Origin of the sequence: Allobranchiibius sp. CTAmp26 (genome assembly GCF_017565405.1) — a bacterium.
Classification (GTDB): domain Bacteria; phylum Actinomycetota; class Actinomycetes; order Actinomycetales; family Dermatophilaceae; genus Allobranchiibius.
The window spans coordinates 62,938-83,565 of sequence record NZ_JAGEKR010000003.1; the positions used below are offsets into that span (position 1 = coordinate 62,938).

At 70.4% G+C, this 20,628-nt stretch carries 23 protein-coding genes; 12 read left to right on the forward strand and 11 right to left on the reverse strand.

Features of this window, described 5'->3' with window-relative positions; all coding sequences use genetic code 11:
- Positions 1–50: 50 nt before the first annotated feature.
- The gene (mdo, locus tag J4030_RS02210) at positions 51–1,343 is read right to left on the reverse strand and encodes an NDMA-dependent methanol dehydrogenase (RefSeq protein WP_208047567.1); all 1,293 of its coding nucleotides are present in this window, start codon (positions 1,341–1,343) and stop codon (positions 51–53) included.
- Positions 1,344–1,668: 325 nt separating this feature from the next.
- Here mdo and mftA point away from each other — a divergent pair, with 325 nt between their 5' ends.
- From mftA to J4030_RS02260, 10 genes are all read left to right on the forward strand, one after another.
- Complete coding sequence (gene mftA, locus J4030_RS02215; protein WP_208047568.1) at positions 1,669–1,797, forward strand: mycofactocin precursor MftA; 129 nt, start codon at positions 1,669–1,671, stop codon at positions 1,795–1,797.
- Positions 1,797–2,066, forward strand: coding sequence for a mycofactocin biosynthesis chaperone MftB (gene mftB / locus J4030_RS02220; protein WP_208047569.1), 270 nt, complete (start codon positions 1,797–1,799; stop codon positions 2,064–2,066). Before mftA ends, mftB begins: the two co-directional genes overlap by 1 nt.
- Complete coding sequence (gene mftC / locus J4030_RS02225; protein WP_208047570.1) at positions 2,063–3,238, forward strand: mycofactocin radical SAM maturase; 1,176 nt, start codon at positions 2,063–2,065, stop codon at positions 3,236–3,238. Before mftB ends, mftC begins: the two co-directional genes overlap by 4 nt.
- A complete protein-coding gene (gene mftE / locus J4030_RS02230; protein ID WP_208047571.1) occupies positions 3,235–4,077 on the forward strand; it encodes a mycofactocin biosynthesis peptidyl-dipeptidase MftE in 843 nt (280 codons plus the stop codon). The genes mftC and mftE overlap by 4 nt, the downstream gene beginning before the upstream one ends.
- Positions 4,074–4,859: a mycofactocin-coupled SDR family oxidoreductase gene (locus J4030_RS02235; RefSeq protein WP_208047572.1), complete on the forward strand. Its 786-nt coding sequence runs from the start codon at positions 4,074–4,076 to the stop codon at positions 4,857–4,859. Before mftE ends, J4030_RS02235 begins: the two co-directional genes overlap by 4 nt.
- Positions 4,856–6,349, forward strand: a complete 1,494-nt coding sequence (gene mftF / locus J4030_RS02240; protein ID WP_208047573.1) for a mycofactocin biosynthesis glycosyltransferase MftF — start codon at positions 4,856–4,858, stop codon at positions 6,347–6,349. Before J4030_RS02235 ends, mftF begins: the two co-directional genes overlap by 4 nt.
- Positions 6,342–7,541 (forward strand): pre-mycofactocin synthase MftD, encoded by a 1,200-nt coding sequence (gene mftD, locus J4030_RS02245; protein ID WP_208047574.1) that lies wholly within the window; start codon positions 6,342–6,344, stop codon positions 7,539–7,541. Before mftF ends, mftD begins: the two co-directional genes overlap by 8 nt.
- 138 nt (positions 7,542–7,679) lie before the next feature.
- The gene (locus tag J4030_RS02250; protein ID WP_208047575.1) at positions 7,680–8,750 is read left to right on the forward strand and encodes an SGNH/GDSL hydrolase family protein; all 1,071 of its coding nucleotides are present in this window, start codon (positions 7,680–7,682) and stop codon (positions 8,748–8,750) included.
- Between the two features lie 55 nt (positions 8,751–8,805).
- Positions 8,806–9,282, forward strand: a complete 477-nt coding sequence (locus J4030_RS02255; RefSeq protein WP_208047576.1) for an SRPBCC family protein — start codon at positions 8,806–8,808, stop codon at positions 9,280–9,282.
- 68 nt (positions 9,283–9,350) lie between these two features.
- Complete coding sequence (locus J4030_RS02260) at positions 9,351–10,160, forward strand: serine protease (RefSeq protein ID WP_243762779.1); 810 nt, start codon at positions 9,351–9,353, stop codon at positions 10,158–10,160.
- Between the two features lie 9 nt (positions 10,161–10,169).
- Here J4030_RS02260 and J4030_RS02265 read toward each other — a convergent pair whose 3' ends face one another.
- The 4 genes from J4030_RS02265 to J4030_RS02280 all read right to left on the reverse strand — a co-directional run bounded on the left by J4030_RS02265 (position 10,170) and on the right by J4030_RS02280 (position 12,792).
- The gene (locus J4030_RS02265) at positions 10,170–10,433 is read right to left on the reverse strand and encodes a ribonuclease E inhibitor RraB (RefSeq protein WP_208047578.1); all 264 of its coding nucleotides are present in this window, start codon (positions 10,431–10,433) and stop codon (positions 10,170–10,172) included.
- Positions 10,434–10,503: 70 nt separating this feature from the next.
- Positions 10,504–11,319, reverse strand: a complete 816-nt coding sequence (locus J4030_RS02270) for a PfkB family carbohydrate kinase (RefSeq protein WP_208047579.1) — start codon at positions 11,317–11,319, stop codon at positions 10,504–10,506.
- Positions 11,320–11,368: 49 nt separating this feature from the next.
- Positions 11,369–12,076: an SDR family NAD(P)-dependent oxidoreductase gene (locus J4030_RS02275; RefSeq protein ID WP_208047580.1), complete on the reverse strand. Its 708-nt coding sequence runs from the start codon at positions 12,074–12,076 to the stop codon at positions 11,369–11,371.
- Positions 12,073–12,792: a hypothetical protein gene (locus J4030_RS02280; protein WP_208047581.1), complete on the reverse strand. Its 720-nt coding sequence runs from the start codon at positions 12,790–12,792 to the stop codon at positions 12,073–12,075. Before J4030_RS02280 ends, J4030_RS02275 begins: the two co-directional genes overlap by 4 nt.
- A 54-nt stretch (positions 12,793–12,846) precedes the next feature.
- Between J4030_RS02280 and J4030_RS02285 the strand changes: the two genes are divergently transcribed.
- Entirely contained in the window at positions 12,847–13,305 is a 459-nt protein-coding gene (locus tag J4030_RS02285; RefSeq protein WP_208047582.1) for a MarR family winged helix-turn-helix transcriptional regulator, read from the forward strand.
- Positions 13,306–13,309: 4 nt separating this feature from the next.
- Here J4030_RS02285 and J4030_RS02290 read toward each other — a convergent pair whose 3' ends face one another.
- Positions 13,310–13,903, reverse strand: a complete 594-nt coding sequence (locus J4030_RS02290) for a TetR/AcrR family transcriptional regulator (RefSeq protein WP_208047583.1) — start codon at positions 13,901–13,903, stop codon at positions 13,310–13,312.
- Positions 13,904–13,995: 92 nt separating this feature from the next.
- On the opposite strand from J4030_RS02290, the gene J4030_RS02295 reads away from it, so the two are divergent.
- On the forward strand, positions 13,996–15,270 hold the full coding sequence (locus tag J4030_RS02295; protein WP_208047584.1) for an MFS transporter: 1,275 nt from the start codon (positions 13,996–13,998) through the stop codon (positions 15,268–15,270).
- 22 nt (positions 15,271–15,292) lie between these two features.
- On the opposite strand, the gene J4030_RS02300 is transcribed toward J4030_RS02295, so the two are convergent.
- The 5 genes from J4030_RS02300 to dnaK all read right to left on the reverse strand — a co-directional run bounded on the left by J4030_RS02300 (position 15,293) and on the right by dnaK (position 20,423).
- On the reverse strand, positions 15,293–16,144 hold the full coding sequence (locus J4030_RS02300; protein ID WP_208047585.1) for an alpha/beta hydrolase family protein: 852 nt from the start codon (positions 16,142–16,144) through the stop codon (positions 15,293–15,295).
- A gap of 78 nt (positions 16,145–16,222) precedes the next feature.
- Complete coding sequence (locus tag J4030_RS02305) at positions 16,223–16,657, reverse strand: heat shock protein transcriptional repressor HspR (RefSeq protein ID WP_208047586.1); 435 nt, start codon at positions 16,655–16,657, stop codon at positions 16,223–16,225.
- A 4-nt stretch (positions 16,658–16,661) separates the two neighbouring features.
- The gene (locus J4030_RS02310) at positions 16,662–17,681 is read right to left on the reverse strand and encodes a DnaJ C-terminal domain-containing protein (RefSeq protein WP_208047587.1); all 1,020 of its coding nucleotides are present in this window, start codon (positions 17,679–17,681) and stop codon (positions 16,662–16,664) included.
- 118 nt (positions 17,682–17,799) lie between these two features.
- A complete protein-coding gene (locus J4030_RS18430; protein WP_307864525.1) occupies positions 17,800–18,537 on the reverse strand; it encodes a nucleotide exchange factor GrpE in 738 nt (245 codons plus the stop codon).
- Positions 18,534–20,423 carry a molecular chaperone DnaK gene (dnaK, locus tag J4030_RS02320; protein ID WP_208047588.1) on the reverse strand — a complete coding sequence of 630 codons (1,890 nt, stop codon included), beginning with the start codon at positions 20,421–20,423 and terminating at the stop codon, positions 18,534–18,536. Before dnaK ends, J4030_RS18430 begins: the two co-directional genes overlap by 4 nt.
- Positions 20,424–20,628 lie beyond the last annotated feature (205 nt).

Below are 20,628 nucleotides of genomic sequence, written 5' to 3' on the forward strand. Positions count from 1 at the left end.
TCGACGTGGCACACCCCTGACCTATGGGCGTGCCACGTCGAGTGTCCTGGTCAGCCGATCAGGTCGTCCAGGTCGCCGTTCATGCAGTGGTCGACGACCGGTGAGACCAGATCGAACGTGCACTCCCGGGCGTTGCCCGGGGTGCAGGCGTCGCCGAGGACGTGGTTGGTGATCCGCGCGACGTCTTCCTTGTCGCCGGAGATCACCTTGGCGTTCTCGTAGAACTTCGTCGGGCCCTGACCCAGCCGGTTCTTGGAGTAGCTGTCCTGAGTCACATCGGTGAACTTCTCCGGGATGCCCACGTCGCGCAGCAACCGGATGGACGCCGCCAGCGCGGCATCGGCCGCCTGTACGTCGGTCATCCCGTGGGTGTCCACGCCGAGCGCCACGGCCATCTCGGCGAAGCGCTTGTAGTTGGCCGGCATGTTGAACGCCCACACCCGCGGCAGTGCGATCGCGTTGTTCAACCCGTGGTGGGTGTCGTAGAACGCACTGATCGCGTGCGAGATGGAGTGGATGATGCCGAGACCACCGGAGTTGAACGCCTGGGCGGCGATGTACTGGGCGTACATCATGCCCTGGCGGCCGGCGAGGTCGTCACCGTTCCAGACCGCCTGGCGCAGGTTGTCGCTGGTCAGCTTGACGGCGTACAACGCACTCCCGAGCGACGGCGGGAAGTCCAGCCGCGAGACGTACGGCTCGCTGGCGTGCGCGAGCACGTCGAAGCCGCACTGCGCGGTGTAGTCCGTCGGACAGGTGTAGTAGAGCACCGGGTCGTCGATCGCGAGCGTCGTCACGGCGGCGTCGTCGAACGCGACGTACTTGTGCGGCTGGTCGGGGTCGGTCGTGGTGTCGGTGATGACGTAGGCCCACGAGGTCTCCGAGCCGGTGCCCGCCGTGGTGGACACCGCGATGTGCGGCGGGTTCTTCGGGTTCTCGGACTTGTTGAAGCCCTCGAACTCGTTGACGTTGCGTCCGTCGTGCGCCACGGAGATCCGAGCGCCCTTGCACGCGTCGTGCGCGGACCCACCACCGATCGACACGAAGGAGTCGCAGTCGTTCTCCTGGTACATCGCGACCGCGTCCATCGTGTTGTAGTCCTTGGGGTTGGACTCGACCTTGTCGTAGACCACCACCTCCAGACCGTGGTACTTCATCGACTCCACGATCTTGTGCACCGTGTCGGTGCCCCGCAGACCGGTGGTCATCACCAAGGTCTTCTTGAAGCCGAGCTTGAGTGCCTCCGGTCCGATCAGCTCGTGGGATCCGGGGCCCAGCAGCCCTCGGGGGAACGGGTGGAACTCTTTGATCGGAAACGGCTTGAGCAGCTCATCGACCTGCATCACGACCTCCTTGTCGAAGCGTTATTCGCCAGACAGTAGGAGCCGGGAGCACCGCGGCGACAGGCTCCGCGGCAAAGACTGATCCGAGCACGGGGGCATGCTGACCCAACGGTCACCGGTGCCCTGTCCGTTCGGACAGGGCCGGAAAGCACGGGCCCTGCGGTGGCACGGGGCGCGCGCGGAGAATCAGTGAAATCACCTGTTATACCTACCTGTTCGGGCAGGTTGCCCTCGACCAGCGAGCAGTGCGCCGGGCAGCGAGGCGGGCATAACGTGGTCGTCACAAGTGCATCCATCAGGGTGCGCGAGCCGGGAGGAGTTCGTGATGCCAGTTGACCTTGACCAGCAGGAGCAGGTCGCCGACACGCAGGTCGAGGACCGGGTGGACGAGGCTCCCGTCGAGGAGAGCCTGGTCGAGGACGTGTCGATCGACGGCATGTGCGGCGTCTACTGATGCTGCACGAACGCTGGGAGCTGAGCGGCTCGGTGGCCCTGCGCCCCGAGCCGTTCGGCGCCCTGGCCTACGACTTCGACAGTCGGCGCCTGACCTTCCTGAAGTCGCCCGGCCTCGTACGGGTGGTCCGCGCGCTGGGGGACGGCGGCGACGTACACGACGCACTGATCGCGGGCGGCGTACCGCAGGAGCAGTGGCCTCGCTACCTCGAGGCGCTCACCCGACTCGCGGAGCACCACATGCTGCGCCCGGCGGGGGTGGCGGCATGACGATGGTCGAACCACGCCTGGTCGAGCGATTCGAGCAGGGACTGGACGCACCGATCTGCCTCACGTGGGAGCTGACGTACGCCTGCAACCTGGCGTGCGTGCACTGCCTGTCCTCCTCCGGCCGCCGCGACCCGCGGGAGCTCAGCACCCAGGAGTGCATGGCGCTGATCGACGAGTTCAAGCGCATGCAGATCTTCTACGTGAACATCGGCGGCGGCGAGCCGACCGTGCGCCCGGACTTCTGGGAGCTGGTCGACTACGCGGTCGACAACTACGTGGGGGTCAAGTTCTCGACGAACGGTTTCCGGATCACCAAGGAGCGCGCGGAGCGTCTGGCGTCCACCGACTACCTCGACGTGCAGATCTCCCTCGATGGCGCGACGGCGGAGGTGAACGACGCCGTACGCGGCGCCGGCACCTACGACCGGGCGTTGCGTGCGCTCGGCTACCTGGCCGACGCCGGCATGAAGGACACCAAGATCTCGGTGGTCTGCACCCGAGAGAACATCCCCCAGCTGGACGAGTTCAAGGCCATCGCCGACCGGTACAACGCGCAGCTGCGACTGACCCGGTTGCGTCCGGCCGGCCGCGGCGCTGACACGTGGGGCGAACTGCACCCACTGCCCGACCAGCAGCGGCAGCTCTACGACTGGCTGGTCGCGCACGGCGAGGGGGTGCTGACCGGCGACTCGTTCTTCCACTTGTCGGCGTACGGCGAGGCCCTGCCCGGGCTCAACCTGTGCGGTGCCGGGCGGGTGGTGTGCCTGATCGACCCCGTCGGTGACGTCTACGCCTGCCCGTTCGCGATCCACGACCGCTTCCGTGCGGGCAACGTGCGGGAGGCCGGGTTCGCACCGGTCTGGCGGGAGTCGGAGCTGTTCACCGAGCTGCGGTCACCGCAGTCGGGCGGCGCGTGCACGCACTGCAGCGCGTACGACTCCTGCCGCGGGGGGTGCATGGCCGCGAAGTTCTTCACCGGTCTGCCCCTGGACGGCCCGGACCCGGAGTGCGTGAAGGGCAACGGAGCCGTGCCCGCGTCGGTGCGTCCGCAGCCGTCGCAGGACCACTCGCACCGCGGCCCCGTCCGCAACCAGCCCGTGCCGCTGACGTTGCAGACCCGTCGACCGGAGCGTGCCTGCGACGAGAACCCGCTCGCAGGTCTGCGGGGATGACCACGGGGCCGGGCGGACCGGGCGAGCGCGGTGCGCGTCGTACGACGCCCGGCCCGCCCGCGCCCGCCGACCAGCACCTGCCACTCGCGCAGTGGACGTCGCCGCAGGCCTGCGGGGGGCCGCTGCTGATCGTGCCGGTCGGCTCCCTGGAGCAGCACGGCCCGCACCTGCCGCTCGACACCGACAGCGCGGTCGCCACGGCGGTCGCGACCGCAGCCGCCGCACTCCTCACGACCGGTGGGGAGTCCGTCGCCGTGGCGCCGGTCGTCGCGTACGGCGCGTCGGGCGAGCACCAGGACTTCGCCGGGACCGTGTCGATCGGACGTGCAGCGCTCACCGCGCTGCTGGTCGAGATCGGTCGCAGCGCCGGCACCTGGGCCGCGCGCATGGTGTTCGTCAACGGACACGGCGGGAACGCCGCGGCCCTGCGCGATGCGGTGCGGCTCCTTCGCGCGGAGTCGCGGGACGCCTCGTGGGTCCCGGCCGGCGTACCGGGCGCCGACGCGCACGCGGGCCACGTCGAGACCAGCATCATGCTGCACCTGCGACCCGGTTCGGTGGACATGACGCGGGCGGTCTGCGGCACGACCACCGCCATCGAGCAGCTGCTGCCTGCCCTGCGCGAGAGCGGCGTACGGGCAGTGTCGCCGACAGGCATCCTCGGCGACCCCCGCGGCGCCGACGCCGCCCAGGGCGCGCGGCTGTGCGACCGGATCGCCGACGACGTGACCGACCGCATCCGGCGGGGCACCATCGACGACGACGGGCTGCTCGTCATCCAGACCCGCACCCTCGCGGCCCTCCCGCAGGCGCGCCGCGTACCGTCAGGGTCGCTGTGACGGCCCCGGCTGCCTTGGTCACCGGCGCCGCGCGGGGGATCGGTGCCGCCACCTGCCGCCGACTCGCGCAGCGCGGCCTGCACGTGATCGCGGTCGACGCCTGCCTCGGTGAGGAGCAGGGCCGGTTCGCCGGCGCCGAGCCCGCCGACCTGGACGCACTGCGCGCGGAGCTGGGAGACCGCGTCACGACGGTGCGCGCCGACGTACGCGACGCCACGGCTCTCGCGACCGGGATCGCCGACGCGCTGGCCGCCGCCGACGGGCTGCGCACCGTGGTGGCCGCCGCGGCCCTGATCGACGGCGGGGACGACCTGTGGAGTACCGATCCCGCTGTGCTGGAGGCGATGTGGCGCACCGACGTCGTCGGCGTGTGGAACACCGCGGCCGCGTGCGTGCCCGCGTTGCTTGCCACCGCCGACAGCGGGAACGGCGCCTCCTTCGTCGCGATCGCATCGGCGGCCGGCGACCGTGGCCTGTGGCACCTGGGGGCGTACTGCACGGTGAAGCACGCCGTGGTCGGGCTGGTGCGCGGACTGGCCGCCGATCTGCAGGGACGCGGCGTCGCGGTCAGCGGCGTCTCACCCGGGTCGACGGCGACGCCCATGCTCACGGCGACCGCGGCGATCTACGGCCTGCAGGACACCTCGGAGTTGGCCCGCGACATGACCGCTCGCGCACCGCTGGACCCCGACGACATCGCGCGAGTCATCGAGACTGCTTGTCTCGCCGGGGCGGTCACCCACGGCTCGATCTTCGATGCGACCGGAGGTCTGGGCGCATGACGACGGCCGAGGCCCTTGTGCCGGCGGGTGTGCGGGTGCGCCTCAGCGACGACGTCGTGCGCTGCGACGGCGGCAACACCCTCTTCGGCACCCGCAGCGGGCGGATCCTGCGGCTGGCGCCGGTCGCCGTACGGATGCTGCAGGACGGCGACTTCACCGTCGCCGACCGCACCGGCGCCGTGCTGTCGCGGGCGCTCTTCGACCGCGGGATGGCCGACCCGCTGTGGCCCGTGCGCGCCTCGGAGGCGGACCCTGCTGACGCACTGCGCGACGTCACGGTGGTGGTGCCGGTCCGCGATCGTCCCCGACCGCTGGCGACGCTCCTGGCGTCGCTCCCGCCGGTCGGTGACGTGCTGGTCGTCGACGACGGCTCACTCGATGCCGATGCCGTCACGGCGGTCTGCGCGGCGGCGGGAGCACGCGTCGTCCGCCACCCTGCCTCCCTGGGGCCGGCCGCCGCGCGCAACACCGGGATCGCCCGCTGCACAACGGAGTTCGTGGCCGTGATCGACTCCGACGTCGTCCCCGACGAGCACGCGCTGACGCACCTGCGCCGACACTTCGACGACCCGCTGGTCGGGGTGGTCGGCCCGCGCATCCTCGGCGTAGAGGGCGACGCCCCCGGATGGATCGCGCGGTACGAGGCGGCGTCCTCCTCCTTGGACCTCGGACCGGTCGCCGGTCCCGTTGCGCCGCTGACCCGGTTGTCCTACCTTCCGTCGGCCACCCTGATGCTGCGGGTCCGAGCGCTCGGGTCCGGTTTCGACGCGGACCTGCAGGTGGCGGAGGACGTCGACCTCGTATGGCGGATGGTCGCCGACGGCTGGCGGGCGCGCTACGCCCCCGAGGCGCAGGTGCGCCACGACCACCGCACCAGCGCGGGCGCCTGGATGTCGCGCAAGTCCTACTACGGCACCGGTGCCGCCCTGCTGGCGCAGCGCCACGGCGCGCTCGTCGCCCCGATGCGTCTGCATCCACTGAGCGCCGCCGTGGTCGCGCTGACCGCGACGCAACGTCGCTCGACCATGGCCGCGGCAGCCGGTCTGGCCACGGTGCAGGTACTGCTGACCGCTCAGCGGGTGCGCACCCAGCACCGGGACCATCCGCTCCGGCTCGGAGCCACCCTGACCGTGATGTCCCTGACTGCCGCCGCCGCACAGACCGGGGCCGCACTCACCCGTCACCACTGGCCGGTGGCGCTACTGCTCGCGACCCGCTCGCGGCGTACCCGCCGGATGCTCGTCGTCGCCGCCCTGACCTGCGGGGCTCGCGGTCACCGGTCGAGCGAGCTGGACCCGGTGCGCTACCTGCTCGCGCGACGCATCGACGACCTGGCATACGGGTTCGGACTCTGGCGCGGGGCCGTCACCGCCCGCTCGCCGCGGTGCCTCATGCCCACCTTCACCTCCCTGCGGCCCGCCCGGGCCGCCGCGCCGCCGGCCCACGGCGTACCCCTCACCCCTACGAGAGAAGGAACGCGCCATGGCTGAACATCGGTGGTTCGAGACGGTCGCGGTCGCGCAGGAACGCGCGAAGAAGCGACTCCCCCCGTCGGTCTACAAGGCGTTGCTCGCCGGCAGCGAGAAGGGGGTCACGTACGCCGACAACATGGCCGCCTTCGCCGAGTTGGGCTTCGCGCCGCACGTCGCGGGGCAGCCGGCGGACCGGTCGCTGGCGACCCGGGCGTTGCACCAGGACATGTCGATGCCGGTGATGATCTCGCCGACCGGTGTGCAGGCGGTGCACCCCGAGGGAGAGGTCGCGGTCGCCCGTGCGGCGGCGGCCCGCGGGGTGGCGATGGGACTCAGCTCCTTCGCCAGCAAACCCGTCGAGGAGGTCGTCGCCGCGAACCCGCAGACCTTCTTCCAGATGTACTGGATGGGCGGTCGGGACGCGATGGCCGCCCGGATGGAGCGGGCCCGTGCGGCCGGCGTGGTCGGCGTGATCGCCACGACCGACTGGTCGTTCTCCAACGGCCGGGACTGGGGCAGCCCGATCATCCCGGCCCGGATGGACCTGCGCACCATGCTGACCCGCGCCCCCGAGGCCCTGCGCCGCCCCGGTTGGTTCCTCGACTTCGCCAAGACCGGGCGACCGCCGGCGCTGACCGCCCCGAACCTCGGGCCGGAAGGCGGCGAGGCACCCGGGTTCTTCGAGGCGTACGGCGAGTGGATGCAGACCCCGCCGCCCAGCTGGGACGACATCGCCTGGATGGTGAAGGAGTGGGGCGGCACCTTCGTCCTCAAGGGAGTGTGTCGGGTCGACGACGCGCGGCGCGCCGTCGATGCCGGGGTGAGTGCCATCTCGGTCTCCAACCACGGCGGCAACAACCTGGACAGCACCCCGGCGAGCATCCGGTGCCTGCCTGCGGTCGCCGAAGCGGTCGGCGAGCAGATCGACGTAGTCCTGGACGGTGGGGTGCGGCGCGGGAGCGACGTCGTGAAGGCCGTCGCGCTCGGCGCGAAGGCGGCCCTCATCGGGCGTGCCTATCTGTGGGGTCTCGCGGCCGGTGGCCAACCGGGCGTCGAGAACGTGCTCGACGTGCTGCGCGGCGGGATCGACTCGGCGCTGCGTGGGATCGGCAAGGCCGACGTGCACGACCTCACTCCGGACGACGTCCTGATCCCGGACGGCTTCCTCCGCGCGTTGGGTGCGTCGGACCCGTCATATGCGGTGCACTGAGACATAATTTGTCATCATGTCCCGCGTGCCGGCGACATCTGGGACATGCCGTGAGGCGAGAAAGAGGGGCCGTCTCTTGACCTGATCTATAGCTGCTCCTTGTTGCCCACCCGAGGGACCGTGGGCAGGGTGAGTGCCATGAGAACCCCCGCCCGCCTGTCGACCCTCGCGGGCGCACTGGCCACCACCCTGACCCTCGCCGCGCTCGGCGCCACCTCCGCTCAAGCGGTCACGAAAACATACGTAGCACTGGGCGATTCGTATTCCGCGGGAGTCGGAAGCGGTGGTTCGACCGACAGCACCTGCTATCGCTCGCCGTACGGTTACGCGCCTCTGATCGCCAAGCAGCGCGGCCTGACGCTCAGCTACCGGGCGTGCAGCGGCGCCACCACCGCAGACGTCACGACGAAACAACTGGGCGCGCTCACGAGCGGTACGTCCTACGTCTCGATGACCATCGGCGGCAACGACGTCGGGTTCGCGAACACCATCACCGAATGCGCGAAGCCGGCGTGGGCGAGCGACTGCGCGGGCTCCATCAGCGCCGGGCGCACCATCCTCACCACTTCGATGCCGGGACGGTACGCCGCGCTCTTCTCCGCGATCGCCGGCCGCGCCACCACCGCGAGGGTCGCCATCGGCGGATATCCGCACATCTTCCAGGGCGAGGACTGTAACCTCGCGACCTTCTTCTCCCCGCAGGACGAACAGGGCATCAACTCCGCGACCGATGACCTGGACACCCTGATCAGCACCAAGGCCCGCGCCGCCGGCTTCACCTACGTCGATCCGCGCGCTGCGTTCACCGGTCACGCCGTCTGCGACACCCCCGAATGGATCAACGGGTTGTCCTACCCGATCGTCGATTCCTACCACCCGAACAAGGCCGGGAATGTCGGCTACGCAACGCTGTTCAGCCCCGCGCTCACCGGATCGACGTACACCGCGGTGCGCGCGGCCGCGACCGCATCCTCCGGGTCGTACGCGTCCGGTCCGACCCTGCGCGCGCAGGCCGACAGGGTGCTCGCCATGGGTCTCACCGCACCAGCCACCCAGCGCCGTGCGCGTGCCGCCGGCGTCGACCCGGCCGAGGTGACCCGGCTGATGGCGGCGCTGCACTCCAGCGACACCCGCACGGTCGGCGACGCGCTGGTCCGGCTGCACGCCCTCGACCGGCACGCCACCGCCGTGCTCGCCGCGCGCTCCTAGCCCTCGACGATGGACACGCGTTGCGCTCGGCAGATCGGCGAGTAATGGTGGGGTCATGAGCGATGACAAGAAAATCGTGGTCCAACGACAGATCGACGAGCCCGCGCAGGTGATCTTCGACGTGCTCACCGATCCACGCCGCCACAAGGAACTGGACGGATCCGGTTTCGTGCGGGGCGTCGACAATCCGCAGCGCCTCACCAAGGTCGGCGACGTCTTCACCGTCGACATGGAAGGCGACCACATGGGCGGTGAGTACCAGACCGACAACCACGTGACCGGCTTCGTCGACGACAAGCTGATCGCCTGGAAGACCGCTCCGGCCGGCACCGAGCCGCCCGGGTGGGAGTGGATGTGGGAGCTCGAGCCGCAGGGCCCGGACTCCACCAACGTCACCCTCACCTACGACTGGAGCAAGGTGACCGACAAGGACCTGCTCTCCAAGATCACCTTCCCGCTGGTCCCGGAGAAGGACCTGGAGGCCTCGCTCGGCAACCTCGCCTCCGCGGTCTCGGACGTCAAACGCGCCTGACGGCTCTTTCACAGGAAATGGTGCCCGCGCCTCCCAGGCGCGGGCACTAGCGTGCCCGGGTGCCGTCGATGCAACTCGCGATCGCCACTGTGATCGGCGTGATCGTCCCCGCCCTCCCACCGGGCGCGCTCTTCGCGCCGCCTGCCCAGTCCGACCAGCCGCACTCGATCAGCGTGCGCGCCTCACCCACCGTCGCGGCCGTCTTCACCGGTGGCGACCTCGGCGAGAATCACACCTGCACGGCCAGCGTCGTCGCCAGCAGTACCGGTGACCTCCTGGTCACCGCGGCCCATTGCCTGTCCGGGGACGGCAAGGGCATGAAGGTCGTGCCCGGTTACGACGCCGGCCATACGCCTTACGGTGTCTGGCCCGTGACCGCGGTCTTCGTCGACAGCGCCTGGCGTGCGAACACGACCGAAGCCGACGATGTCGCCTTCCTGCGGGTGGCCCCCACGGAGGTGGACGGCAAGACCCAAAGACTGCAGGACGTGACGGGCGCGAACACGTTGGGCGACACCCCCGCACCGTCGACGAGCGTCACCGTGGAGGGGTTCAACGTCGGGCGCACCGATCACGCGGTGTCGTGCACGGTGGGTCTGGACATGACCGTCACCGACCCGACGTTCCGCTGCGGCGGCTACGTGTCCGGGTCCAGCGGGAGTCCATGGCTGGTCACCGGGTCCGACGGCATCACCCGGGTCACCGGCGTCATCGGCGGCCCGGACGAGGGGGGCTGCACCGACGCCACGTCGTACAGCGCGGTCTTCGCCGCACCGACGGCCGCCCTGCTTGCGCGGGCGGAACGCTCGGGCAACGACGGTGACACGGCACCGGCGGCCGGACCGGCGCCCGGCTGCAGCTCGTCGGACGACGGCTGAGACGCCTGCTCAGACGCGCTCGTCCAGCCACCCGTCGTGCTCTTCGGCCAGGGCGGTGAACCGTTCGACCAGCGCACGCGCCGGGGCCGAGGCCGGATCGTCGATGGTGTCGAGACCGACGTAGACGGCCCACTCATGCGACTCCGCGTCGTCCTCCCCCGCGAGGGCTTCGCGGGTGACTCGCACCTGACTGAAGGTCTCCTCGGCGCGCAGCTCCTCCGCCACGTCCTCGGCGTCCTCGCGCTCGGGAAAGATCAGCAGGTACTCGATCACGAGACCACCTTGCCAAACCACAGCGCCGCCGGTGGCGCGACACCCTGACGTCGCCGTACAGACCGGCCGGTCAGAAGCGCCAGTCCTGTGCGCCGACGTGCTGCACGGCCGTGGCCCCGGCTCGCACCCCTGCAGCGAGCGCCGTACGCCGGTCCGCTCCCCCGGCGAGCGCCGCGGCCAGGGCGCCCGCGAACGCGTCGCCGGCACCCGTCGTGTCGACGGGGTCGACCCGGTCCGCCGGCACCACGACGTCACCCCAGCGCACGTCCCCGGATCCGGCGGTGATGACGGCACGCGACATGTCGAAGCCGGTGCCACGCAGCTGGTCCGCCTCGACGGCGTTGACGATCAGCGCGTCGCACGCATCGAGAAGTTCGTCCTCCAGGTGGCGGTACGGGGAGGGATTGAGCAGGACAGCGCTCCCGACCGATCGGGCCCGGCGTACCGCGTCCAGCACGGTATCGAGGGGCACCTCCAGCTGGAGGAGCAGGACGTCGACGGCGCTCAGCCGAAGGGCGTCGACGTCCCTCCGACCGACGTGGTCGTTGGCCCCCGGGACGACCACGATCGTGTTCTCACCGGCGTCGTCGACCGTCACGAACGCGTGCCCTGAGGCGACGTCCACGGCCACGCGGACACCGCTCACGTCCACCCCGCGCTGAGCGAGCGCGGTGAGGTAGGAACGGCCTTCGTCGCCCTCCCCGACGCAGCCGACCAGTCGGGTGTGCGCTCCGGCACGTGCCGCGGCGGCGGCCTGATTGGCGCCTTTGCCACCGGGCCGGCGTTCGACGTGGGCGCCGACGACGGTCTGCCCGGGTGTCGGAAGCCGCGGCGCCCGCACGACCACATCGACGTTGAGCGACCCCAGCACGACCACGTCTCCCATGCCGTCGATCCCACCACAGCAGGCTGCCGTCCGCGAGACGCCCTGCGGCCTACGCGGTCTTGCCCCCGTCGACCGACAGGGTGGTGCCCGTGACGTATCCGGCCTCGGGGGACGCGAGCCAGGTGACGGCGTTCGCGACCTCCTGGGCGGATCCCATCCGACCCAGCGGTGTGTACCCGCCGACGCGTTCGCGCACGGCGGGGCTCTGGGCCATGATCGGCCCGGATTCGATGGGACCCGGAGCGACCGCGTTGACGCGGATCCCGCGCTCGCCGTAGTCGATGGCGGCGGTGTGGGTCAGGCCGATGACGCCGTACTTGGCCGCGGCGTAGGCCGACATCCCCGGCGTTCCGGACAGGCCTGCGCTCGAGGCGACGTTGACGATCGCCGCGCCGGACCCCATATGACCCAGTTCGAACTTCATCGCCGCGGCGACCGCGCGCAGCGTCGTGGCGATGACCCGGTCGAACTCGTCGAGGCCGAGCTCGCCGAGGGGCGTCGGCCGGTGACTGAGCCCGATGTTGTTCACCGCCACCTGGAGTCCGCCGTCGGCAGCGGCTTGCCCGATGGCGTCCTGCAATGCCGCGTCGTCGGTCGCGTCCAGGGGTACGGCGGTGATCCGGCCCGAGGTGGAGGTCGCGAGTCGCTGCAGCGCGGAGGCGTCACGGCCCACCACCCACACCGCGTGGTGCCGGGCCAAAGAGCGCGTGACGGCATTACCGATCAGGCCGTTCGCGCCCACGACGATGGCGCTCATGCGGTCGCTCCCGCCTCGGTCGTGGGGCGCGACGCGGGGAGCATGTAACCGGCCACGACGAGCCACAGCAATCCGCCGAACCGGCCGATCGGGAAGAGGAACTGGACCGGCTGCACGACCATCGCCACGAAGCTGAGCTCGCAGCACACGGCGACGACCAGGCCGATCCAGGTCAGCCACCTCGGAAGTAGCCGCAGCAGATGCGCGGGGACCGCGACTCCGGCGACGAGCAGCCCCATGCCGAGGACGAACCCGACGCTGCCGGTGATGAAGGACAGGAAAGTCAGCGCGTGCAGCACCGACGGATCCGCCGCCAGTTCGTGACGGCTCGCGACCCAGCCGATCAGACCCGACACCATGAGCATCGTGGAGGCGAGGAAGCCGCCGTACACACCGATCACCGGCCCGGGCACCTGCACGCGCAGCCGAAGTTGGCGCACATAGAGCGTCGCGGTGAGGATCCCGAGCGGCACCGCCGAGCCGACCTGTATCCATGCCATGACCCGGGTCGCTGACCGGTAGTGGTCGATCCGATCGGCGATCCTGGCCGATGAGGTGAACGGCGACTCGAGCGCGTGACCCTTCGACATCGCGGCGCCCACGATCAGTCCCAGCAGCGTGAGCAGCAGTGCGACGAGCGCCACCACCCCTGGGTGGGGACCGCCCGGACGCCGGCTGCCCGGCGAGGGGGTCGCCGGCGCGAGAGTTTGAGTCATATTCAGAATCATTCATTGGCAGAATGATTCTGTCAATGTCGATATACTCGTGAGGTGCCCGGCCCTTCACGAACCGCCCTCCATCTGTCCCAGCTGGGGAACCTTGCCGCCGCCCGGTTCGCCGAGCTCACCCGATCCGTCGGCCTGACGCCGAGCGATGCGGGGGTGCTGCGGCTATTGGGACGCCAGCCGGGCATCAGTCAGCGCGTCCTCGCGGACCGCCTCGGCGCCGTCCCCAGCCGCGTGGTGGTGCTGCTCGACTCGATGGAGCAGCGCGGTCTGGTGACGCGCACCCGGAGCCGCACCGACCGGCGTACCCAGGAACTCACCCTCACCGAGGAGGGACAGCGAGCGCTCGGCGAGCTGCGGGGACTCGCAGAGCGACATGACGCGGACGTCCTCGCCCCGCTCACGCAGGACGAGCGGAATCAGCTCGGCGCGCTGCTCGCCAAACTGTCCGAGGGCCACCGCCTGGACCCGGACGTGCACCCCGGATACCGCGACAGCGCCTGAGAACTCAGCGGTCGTTCGGCCCGGAGCAGCCTTCGCCGGCGAGAGCGAGTACGTCGGCCGCCAGCCGGTCGGCATCCGCCTGGTCGGTGGGGTGCCCCATCAGCACGCGGCCGTAGAGCGGCATCACGAGGTGGTCGATGATCTGTGCCACGCTCGGCGCCCGCTCGCCGCGGGCTTCGCTGCGCTCGATGAGCTCGGCCGCCATCACCCGGCGCTGGGCCAGGCACGGACAGTCCGGGGCCAGACCGTCCCGCGCGGCGACCATCGCGCGCAGATAGCGGGTGCGCTTCGGGGTGCCGATGTCCTCCAGCACGATGCGGGCCCACGCCTGCAGATCTCCGCCGAGCGAACCGGTGTCCGGCGCGCGGTCGCCGTCCTGGGTGAGCGCCGCGACGGCGACCTCCTCCAGCAACTCGTCGATGTCGCCCCACCGGCGATAGATGCTCGTGGGGTTGACGCCGGCCCGTTCGGCGACGACGGGGATGGTCAGCTTGTCGGGCTTGCCCTCGCCCATCAGCTGCCCGACCGCTGTGTAGATGGCATCGAGCACGCGGGCGCTGCGGCCACCAGTGCGACGGATTGGTGCGACGGACGTCATACGGGCATTATTGCAAAGATCTTTTGCTTAAGCCGCCGCCCCTGCTATCGTCGGCTAAAGCCAATACCGTTGCGTTAGCACTCGAGGTCTCGATGTTCTCTCCCCTGCACCGTCCCGCGGCCTTCGTCGTCGCCGGCGCGGCCGCCACCGCGATCTTCGCCGGTTCCGGCGCACCGTCGCCGATCTATCCGCTCTACCAACAGCTCTGGCACTTCACGCCCTCCACCTTGACCTTCATCTTCGCGGTGTACGTCTTCGCCCTGCTCGCAGCGCTTCTCACGGTGGGGTCGTTGTCCGATCACATCGGACGGCGCCCCGTCGCCGTCGCCGGCCTCCTGGTGTTGGCCGTGAGCATGGGGCTCTTCATCGACGCCCATGGCACTGGCGGGCTGATCGCCGCGCGCATCGTCCAGGGCCTGGCGACCGGGGCGACGATGGGCGCGATCAGCGCACTCATCGTCGACCAGCAGGCCACTGCCCGCCACGGCTCGGTCGTCACGTCGTCCGCACCGGTGGCCGGTATCGCCCTCGGGTCAGCGTTCGCCGGAGCGCTGGTGCAGTGGGCCCCCGCGCCCCGGCTGCTCGTCTACTGGGTGCTGCTCGTGTTCTATCTCGCGCTGGCGTTGCTGCTGCTGCGGATCCCGGATGCGCCGCGCACCCCCGACTCCGCGCGCCCGTCGGTATGGCGCACGCTCCGACCGAGCGTCGGCGTCCCCGGCGCGCTGCGATCGACCTTCCTGGCCGCGGTGCCGATGCTCTGCGCCACGTGGGCGCTCGGGGGCCTCTATCTCTCGCTCGGCTCGTCCGTCGTGGCGCGCATCCTCGGGGTGCAGAACCACTTCGTCGCCGGACTGGTCGTCGCCACCAACTTCGCCGCCGGTGCGATCGGCGCGGCACTCGTCTCGAAGCTGCCACAGCATCGGCGGGAGCTCGTCGGGTTCCTCACGCTCAGTGGTGGACTCGTGCTCACCATCGTCGCGATCCTGCTGGAGTCGCTACCCCTCTACGTGGTCGGCGCCGCGATCGGCGGCCTCGGTTTCGGCAGCTCGTTCCTGCTGATCCTGTCGGGGTTCGCTGCCCGGACGGAGCCGGAGCACCGTAGCCAGGTCTTCTCGGCGACGTACATCGTGAGCTATGTGGCGTTCAGCATCCCGGCCGTCGTGGCAGGTTTCGCGAGCCAGTCGTTCGGGTTGCGCCCGACGGTGCTCGTCTACGCCGCCGTGGTGCTGGGCCTCGTGCTGCTCGCGGCGGTGCTGGCGCGGCGGACCCACCTCGTGGGAGTGGCCGCCGAGCGCGCGGCGGCTGTCGAAGCCCGGCCGGTGCAGGTGGCCGCCTGTTCGCGCGACGCTGCGCGACCAGCCGACTGACCCACTCACCGCCACCCGCGGGTCAGTGCTGCGCCAGGAAGGTGAGCGCAGCGGGCAAGTGAGCCGCCCAGAACGAGTTGTCATGCGCGCCTGGCGCGAATCCTCCTGCGGGAGAGGGCTTCAGGCGGTTCCTGAGCGTGTGGGTGGCGGCCACGAAGGGGTCGGAGTCGCCGCAGTCGATGCGCAGCGGGACCCGCTCCAGGGCGGGGATGCGGCGGAAGATCGTGTTCCGGTCGAAGTCGGCGGCATCGTCGAACGCTCCCGCCGGTGTCTGCCCCGCGGACAGCCAGATCGCCGGTGACGCCGCGGCGACGGCATGCACCTGCGTGGGGAATCGCGTGGCGAGCAGCATCGCGCCGTACCCGCCCATCGACAGGCCGTAGAGGCCTACCCGGCCTGTCGACATCCCGCGCTTCGCGAGATGCGGCAGCAGCTCCTGCATGACCATGGCACCGGCGTCGGTGCCATCCGCGCGGCGGTGGAAGTAGTTGCTCTCGCCGCAGTCGACGGTGACCAGCGCCAATGGCCGTCCGCTCGCGACGGATGCGGAGTCGACGGCTCCTTGAGCCTGCAGGCCGATGATGGCCCTGTGGCTGCCGCCACGGCCGTGCAGACCGATGGCCACGCTCGCCGAAGCGATGGAGGTCAGGGTCGAGGGGAGGACGATCTGATAGGTCGGGGTCGCCTTGAGGTAGGTCGAGGTGAATCGGCCCTGCAGCGCGAACGACGTCCGGCCCGCGCCACTGCCGACCACTCGCGAAGTCGGCGCAGGCCCGGTCGCTGCGGACGAGCACCCGGCGAGCGCCGCCACCGCGGCGCCACCCAGCAGACCGCGTCGAGTGAAGCGGGACGATAGGTGTGCGGGCGCCGGCATGCCCGCATTCTGCGCCAGGAGAACCGCGTGGACACGACTTGTGGCGTGCCGACGTCGCCGCGATGCGACGGCGACCCGTCAGGTGCGCTGGCCCCACACGACAAGTGAGGTGCCCGCGCGTGGCCGGTCGGCCCGCTGCCCTGGCCGCAGGGCGACGATCTGACCGTCCGGACCGACTGCGAAGGTGCGTGCCTGCGCCACGATCCGCGCTTCGTCCAGACGCGCGGTGAGTTGCTCGACCTGCGCCTGCAACGTCTCGACCTGCTCTTCCAGCTCCAGGATCCGGGCGATGCCCGCGAGGCTGATGCCCTCCTCCTGTGAGAGCCGCTGCACCTCGCGCAGCAGCGCCACGTCGCGGCTGGAGTAGCGACGGCCGCCCCCACCGGTGCGCGAGGGCGTCACCAGACCGAGCCGGTCGTACTGGCGCAGCGTCTGCGCATGCATCCCGGCCAGCTCGGCGGCGACCGAGATGACGTAGACCGGGGTGTCCTCACCCGGGCGGGCGGATGCCATGCGGTTAGCCGCGGGCCTTCGCGAACAACTCCGCGCGCGGGTCACCCTCGGCGTCCGCGGCCAGCGTCTCGATGGCCGAGCGGGTCTCGTCCGTCAGTGTCGTCGGTACGACGACCGACACCGTCGCGATCAGATCGCCGGTCGCGGAGGAGGTCTTGACGCCGCGGCCCTTGACCCGCAGCTTGCGTCCGGACGGCGTGCCCGCGGCGACCTTGACCTTCACCGGCGCCCCCTCCAGCGTCGGGACGGAGACCGTGGCGCCCAGGGCGGCCTCGGCGAAGGTGACCGGCAGCTCCACGGTCAGGTTGTTGCCGTCACGGCCGAAGACGGGATGCGGCTCGACGGTGACCCGTAGCAGCAGGTCACCGGCACCGGCCTCCCCCGGCTGCCCCTTGCCGCGCACCCGGATGGTCTGGCCGTCCTTGACCCCGGCGGGGATCCGCGTCTTGATGGTGGTCCCGTCAGCGGCCTGCAGCGAGACGGTCTGGCCCTCGGCCGCGGACCGGAAGCTGAGCGTCGTACGCGCCTCGAGGTCCGCGCCGCGGCTGGGCGCACCGAATCCGCCGTACCCGCCGGAGCCCGTGCCGCCGCCGAAGGGCGATCCGCCGCCCCCGCCGAACCGACCCAGGATGTCGTCGAGGTTGATCTGCTGGCCCCCGGCGCCGCCGGTGGAGTAGCGGGCGCCGCCCGAGCGTGCGCCGCCGAACTGGGAGAAGAGGTCCTCGAAGCCGCCCGCGCCGCCGCCGGGCATCCCGCCCGGGCCGCCGGCCGTGAAGCGCGCACCGCCGCCGACCATCTGGCGCAGCTGGTCGTACTCCTTGCGACGCTCGGCGTCGGACAGCACCGAGTTGGCCTCGCCGATGTCCTTGAACTTCTGCTCCGCGGCGACGTCGCCGGGGTTCTGGTCCGGGTGCCACGTGCGCGCCAGCTTGCGGTACGCCTTCTTGATCTCTGCGTCCGACGCGTCCTGCGAGACGCCGAGAATCGCGTAGAAGTCCTTCTCCAGCCAGTCCTGACTTGCCATCCTCAGCGCTCTCCTTCCGTTGCTTGCTTCATCGAGCGGAGGGGTCCGGTCCCGAGTGGAGGGGTCGTTACCCCTCCGCCCGAGTGTGGACCCCTCCGCTCGACGGGGTGGGTGGTACCTACTGCGGGTCGGCGACGGCGACCCGGGCCGGCCGGACGACGCGGTCGCCGATCCGGTAGCCGGGCTGCATCACCTGGACGACGGTGGTGGCCGTGGTGCCGTCCGGAAGGTCGGCCTCCACGTTCATCAACGCCTCGTGCTGCGCCGGGTCGAACGCCTCGCCGGGCTCTCCGAAGCGCTCCAGGCCGTGCCGGCCCAGGGTCGTCTCCAGCTTGTCGGCGATCTTCTCGAACGGCGTACCGGCCAGGTCACCGTGCTCGCGCGCCAGGTGGAAGTCGTCGAGCACCGGCAGCAGGGACTCCACGATCCGGGCGGTCTGCGCGTCCCGTTGGGTCTCGCGGTCCCGGTCGACCCGTCGCTTGTAGTTGACGTACTCCGCCTGGACCCGCCGGACGTCCTCCAACCGCTCCCGCGCGAGCACCGTGTCCGGGTGCTCGTCGGTCAGGGACGAGGCGTCGTCCGGCACCACGATCGAGGGCTCCGACGGCACGTCCGCCTCCTGCGGGGACGACGGCTGCTTGCCCCCGGGCAGGTCGCCGCCGACCGCGCCGCCGAAGGCACTGTCGCCGCCAGCAGTCTCTTCCGGGTCGTTACTCACTGAATCTCCTTGCGATTGCTGAACGTTGCGCACCTCCCCCGTCTGCGGGTCGAAGCGACGCTTGTCGCGGATGACGACCGGCTCGTCCGGTCCGTCCTCCTTGTCGGAGGACGAACCGGGACGATGCTGGTCGGTCACTTGGTCTCCTCGTCGTCGACGACCTCGGCGTCCACGACGTCGTCGTCGGCGCTGCTCGCACCACCGGCGGCACCCGTGGCACCGGCACCCTCGGCACCGGTCGCGCCCTCGGCGCCCTCGGCCTGCGACGCGGCGTACATCGCCGCACCCATCTTCTGGGAGACCTCGGAGACCTTGGCGCTCTTGGCCGAGATGTCCTCAGCCGAGGCGTACTCGTCCTTCAGCGCGGCCTTGAGCTCGTCGTTGGCCTCGGTGACCTCGGTCTTGGTCTCGGCCGGGATCTTGTCGTCGTTGTCGGCGAGGAACTTCTCGGTGGAGTAGACCAGCTGCTCCGCGGTGTTGCGGGCCTCGGTCTCCTCACGCCGCTTCTTGTCCTCGGCGGCGTGCTCCTCGGCCTCCTTGACCATCCGCTCGATGTCCTCCTTCGGCAGGGCGGACCCGCCGGAGATGGTCATCGACTGCTCCTTGTTCGTGCCGCGGTCCTTGGCGGACACGTGCACGATGCCGTTGGCGTCGATGTCGAAGGTGACCTCGATCTGCGGCACGCCGCGGGGCGCCGGAGCGATGCCGGACAGCTCGAAGTTGCCGAGCGGCTTGTTGGCCTTCGCGATCTCGCGCTCGCCCTGGTAGACCTGGATCTCCACCGACGGCTGGTTGTCCTCAGCCGTGCTGAAGACCTCCGAGCGCTTGGTCGGGATCGCGGTGTTGCGCTCGATCAGCTTGGTGAACAGCCCGCCCTTGGTCTCGATGCCGAGGGACAGCGGCGTCACGTCGATGAGCAGGACGTCCTTGCGGTCGCCCTTCAGCACACCGGCCTGCAGCGCCGCGCCGACCGCGACGACCTCGTCGGGGTTGACGGTCTTGTTCGGCTCTTTGCCACCGGTCAGGTCCTTCACGACGCCGGCCACGGCCGGCATACGGGTCGAACCACCGACGAGCACCACGTGGTCGATGTCGGAGATGGAGACCCCGGCGTCCTTGATCACGTTGTTGAACGGCGCCTTGGTGCGCTCCAGCAGGTCCTTGGTCATCTGCTCGAACTGCGCGCGGGTGATGGTCTCGTCCAGGTGGATCGGACCGTTCTCGCCCATGCTCAGGTACTGCAGGGAGACGTTGGTGCTGGTCGAGGAGGAGAGCTCCTTCTTGGCCTGCTCCGCCGCGTCACGCAGCCGCTGCATGGCGATCTTGTCCTTGGCCAGGTCGACACCGGTGGTGTTCTTCACCGTGGTCAGCAGGTGCTCGACGATGCGCTGGTCCCAGTCGTCACCACCGAGCTTGTTGTCACCGCTGGTCGCGCGGACCTGGATGGTGGAGAAGCCGTCCTCGGGGTCCTTGCCGACCTCGAGCAGGGAGACGTCGAACGTGCCACCACCGAGGTCAAAGACCAGGATGAGCTCGTCCTCCTTGCCCTTGTCCAGGCCGTACGCAAGCGCCGCGGCGGTCGGCTCGTTGACGATGCGCAGCACGTTGAGGCCCGCGATCTCGCCGGCCTCCTTGGTGGCCTGACGCTCGGCGTCGTCGAAGTACGCCGGCACGGTGATGACCGCGTCGGTGACGTCCTCACCGAGGTAGGACTCCGCGTCCCGCTTCAGCTTCTGCAGGATGCGCGCAGAGATCTCCTGCGGCGTGTAGGTCTTGCCGTCGATCTCGGTGGACCAGTCGGTGCCCATGTGGCGCTTGACCGAACGGATGGTCCGGTCGACGTTGGTGACGGCCTGGCGCTTGGCGATCTCGCCGACCAGCACGTCGCCGTTCTTGGCGAACGCGACGACCGACGGCGTCGTACGCCCGCCCTCTGCGTTCGCGATGATCTCCGGGTCGTTGCCCTCCAGGACGGCGACCGCGGAGTTGGTGGTGCCCAGGTCGATACCTACCGCACGTGCCATGTTTGGGTGCTCCTCGTTGCTCGGTGCGACCGGTTCTTCCAGCGGTCGCGGGTTGTCTCATGCGCCGGGTGCCCGGCTAACGCTCAGCCCACCGGACCCGGTGAGTTGACTGCCTCAGACTCAACTCCGAGGCATGGCCTCTTGTCAATTCGAGGCTGCGCTAAGTTGCGTCTACATGGCTCAACTCTCGGGCGTCGCTCGATGT

Bases quoted from the DNA above. Each gene is read 5' to 3' on its own strand.
- mdo (WP_208047567.1), bottom strand. From the start codon at position 1,343: ATGCAGGTCGATGAGCTGCTCAAGCCGTTTCCGATCAAAGAGTTCCAC.
- mftA (WP_208047568.1), top strand. From the start codon at position 1,669: ATGCCAGTTGACCTTGACCAGCAGGAGCAGGTCGCCGACACGCAGGTC.
- mftE (WP_208047571.1), top strand. From the start codon at position 3,235: ATGACCACGGGGCCGGGCGGACCGGGCGAGCGCGGTGCGCGTCGTACG.
- J4030_RS02275 (WP_208047580.1), bottom strand. From the start codon at position 12,076: ATGAGCGCCATCGTCGTGGGCGCGAACGGCCTGATCGGTAATGCCGTC.
- mftD (WP_208047574.1), top strand. From the start codon at position 6,342: ATGGCTGAACATCGGTGGTTCGAGACGGTCGCGGTCGCGCAGGAACGC.
- dnaK (WP_208047588.1), bottom strand. From the start codon at position 20,423: ATGGCACGTGCGGTAGGTATCGACCTGGGCACCACCAACTCCGCGGTC.
- J4030_RS02280 (WP_208047581.1), bottom strand. From the start codon at position 12,792: ATGACTCAAACTCTCGCGCCGGCGACCCCCTCGCCGGGCAGCCGGCGT.
- J4030_RS02260 (WP_243762779.1), top strand. From the start codon at position 9,351: ATGCAACTCGCGATCGCCACTGTGATCGGCGTGATCGTCCCCGCCCTC.
- J4030_RS02310 (WP_208047587.1), bottom strand. From the start codon at position 17,681: ATGGCAAGTCAGGACTGGCTGGAGAAGGACTTCTACGCGATTCTCGGC.
- J4030_RS02270 (WP_208047579.1), bottom strand. From the start codon at position 11,319: ATGGGAGACGTGGTCGTGCTGGGGTCGCTCAACGTCGATGTGGTCGTG.
- J4030_RS02295 (WP_208047584.1), top strand. From the start codon at position 13,996: ATGTTCTCTCCCCTGCACCGTCCCGCGGCCTTCGTCGTCGCCGGCGCG.
- J4030_RS02305 (WP_208047586.1), bottom strand. From the start codon at position 16,657: ATGGCATCCGCCCGCCCGGGTGAGGACACCCCGGTCTACGTCATCTCG.
- mftF (WP_208047573.1), top strand. From the start codon at position 4,856: ATGACGACGGCCGAGGCCCTTGTGCCGGCGGGTGTGCGGGTGCGCCTC.
- J4030_RS02290 (WP_208047583.1), bottom strand. From the start codon at position 13,903: ATGACGTCCGTCGCACCAATCCGTCGCACTGGTGGCCGCAGCGCCCGC.
- J4030_RS02300 (WP_208047585.1), bottom strand. From the start codon at position 16,144: ATGCCGGCGCCCGCACACCTATCGTCCCGCTTCACTCGACGCGGTCTG.
- mftB (WP_208047569.1), top strand. From the start codon at position 1,797: ATGCTGCACGAACGCTGGGAGCTGAGCGGCTCGGTGGCCCTGCGCCCC.
- J4030_RS02250 (WP_208047575.1), top strand. From the start codon at position 7,680: ATGAGAACCCCCGCCCGCCTGTCGACCCTCGCGGGCGCACTGGCCACC.
- J4030_RS02255 (WP_208047576.1), top strand. From the start codon at position 8,806: ATGAGCGATGACAAGAAAATCGTGGTCCAACGACAGATCGACGAGCCC.
- mftC (WP_208047570.1), top strand. From the start codon at position 2,063: ATGACGATGGTCGAACCACGCCTGGTCGAGCGATTCGAGCAGGGACTG.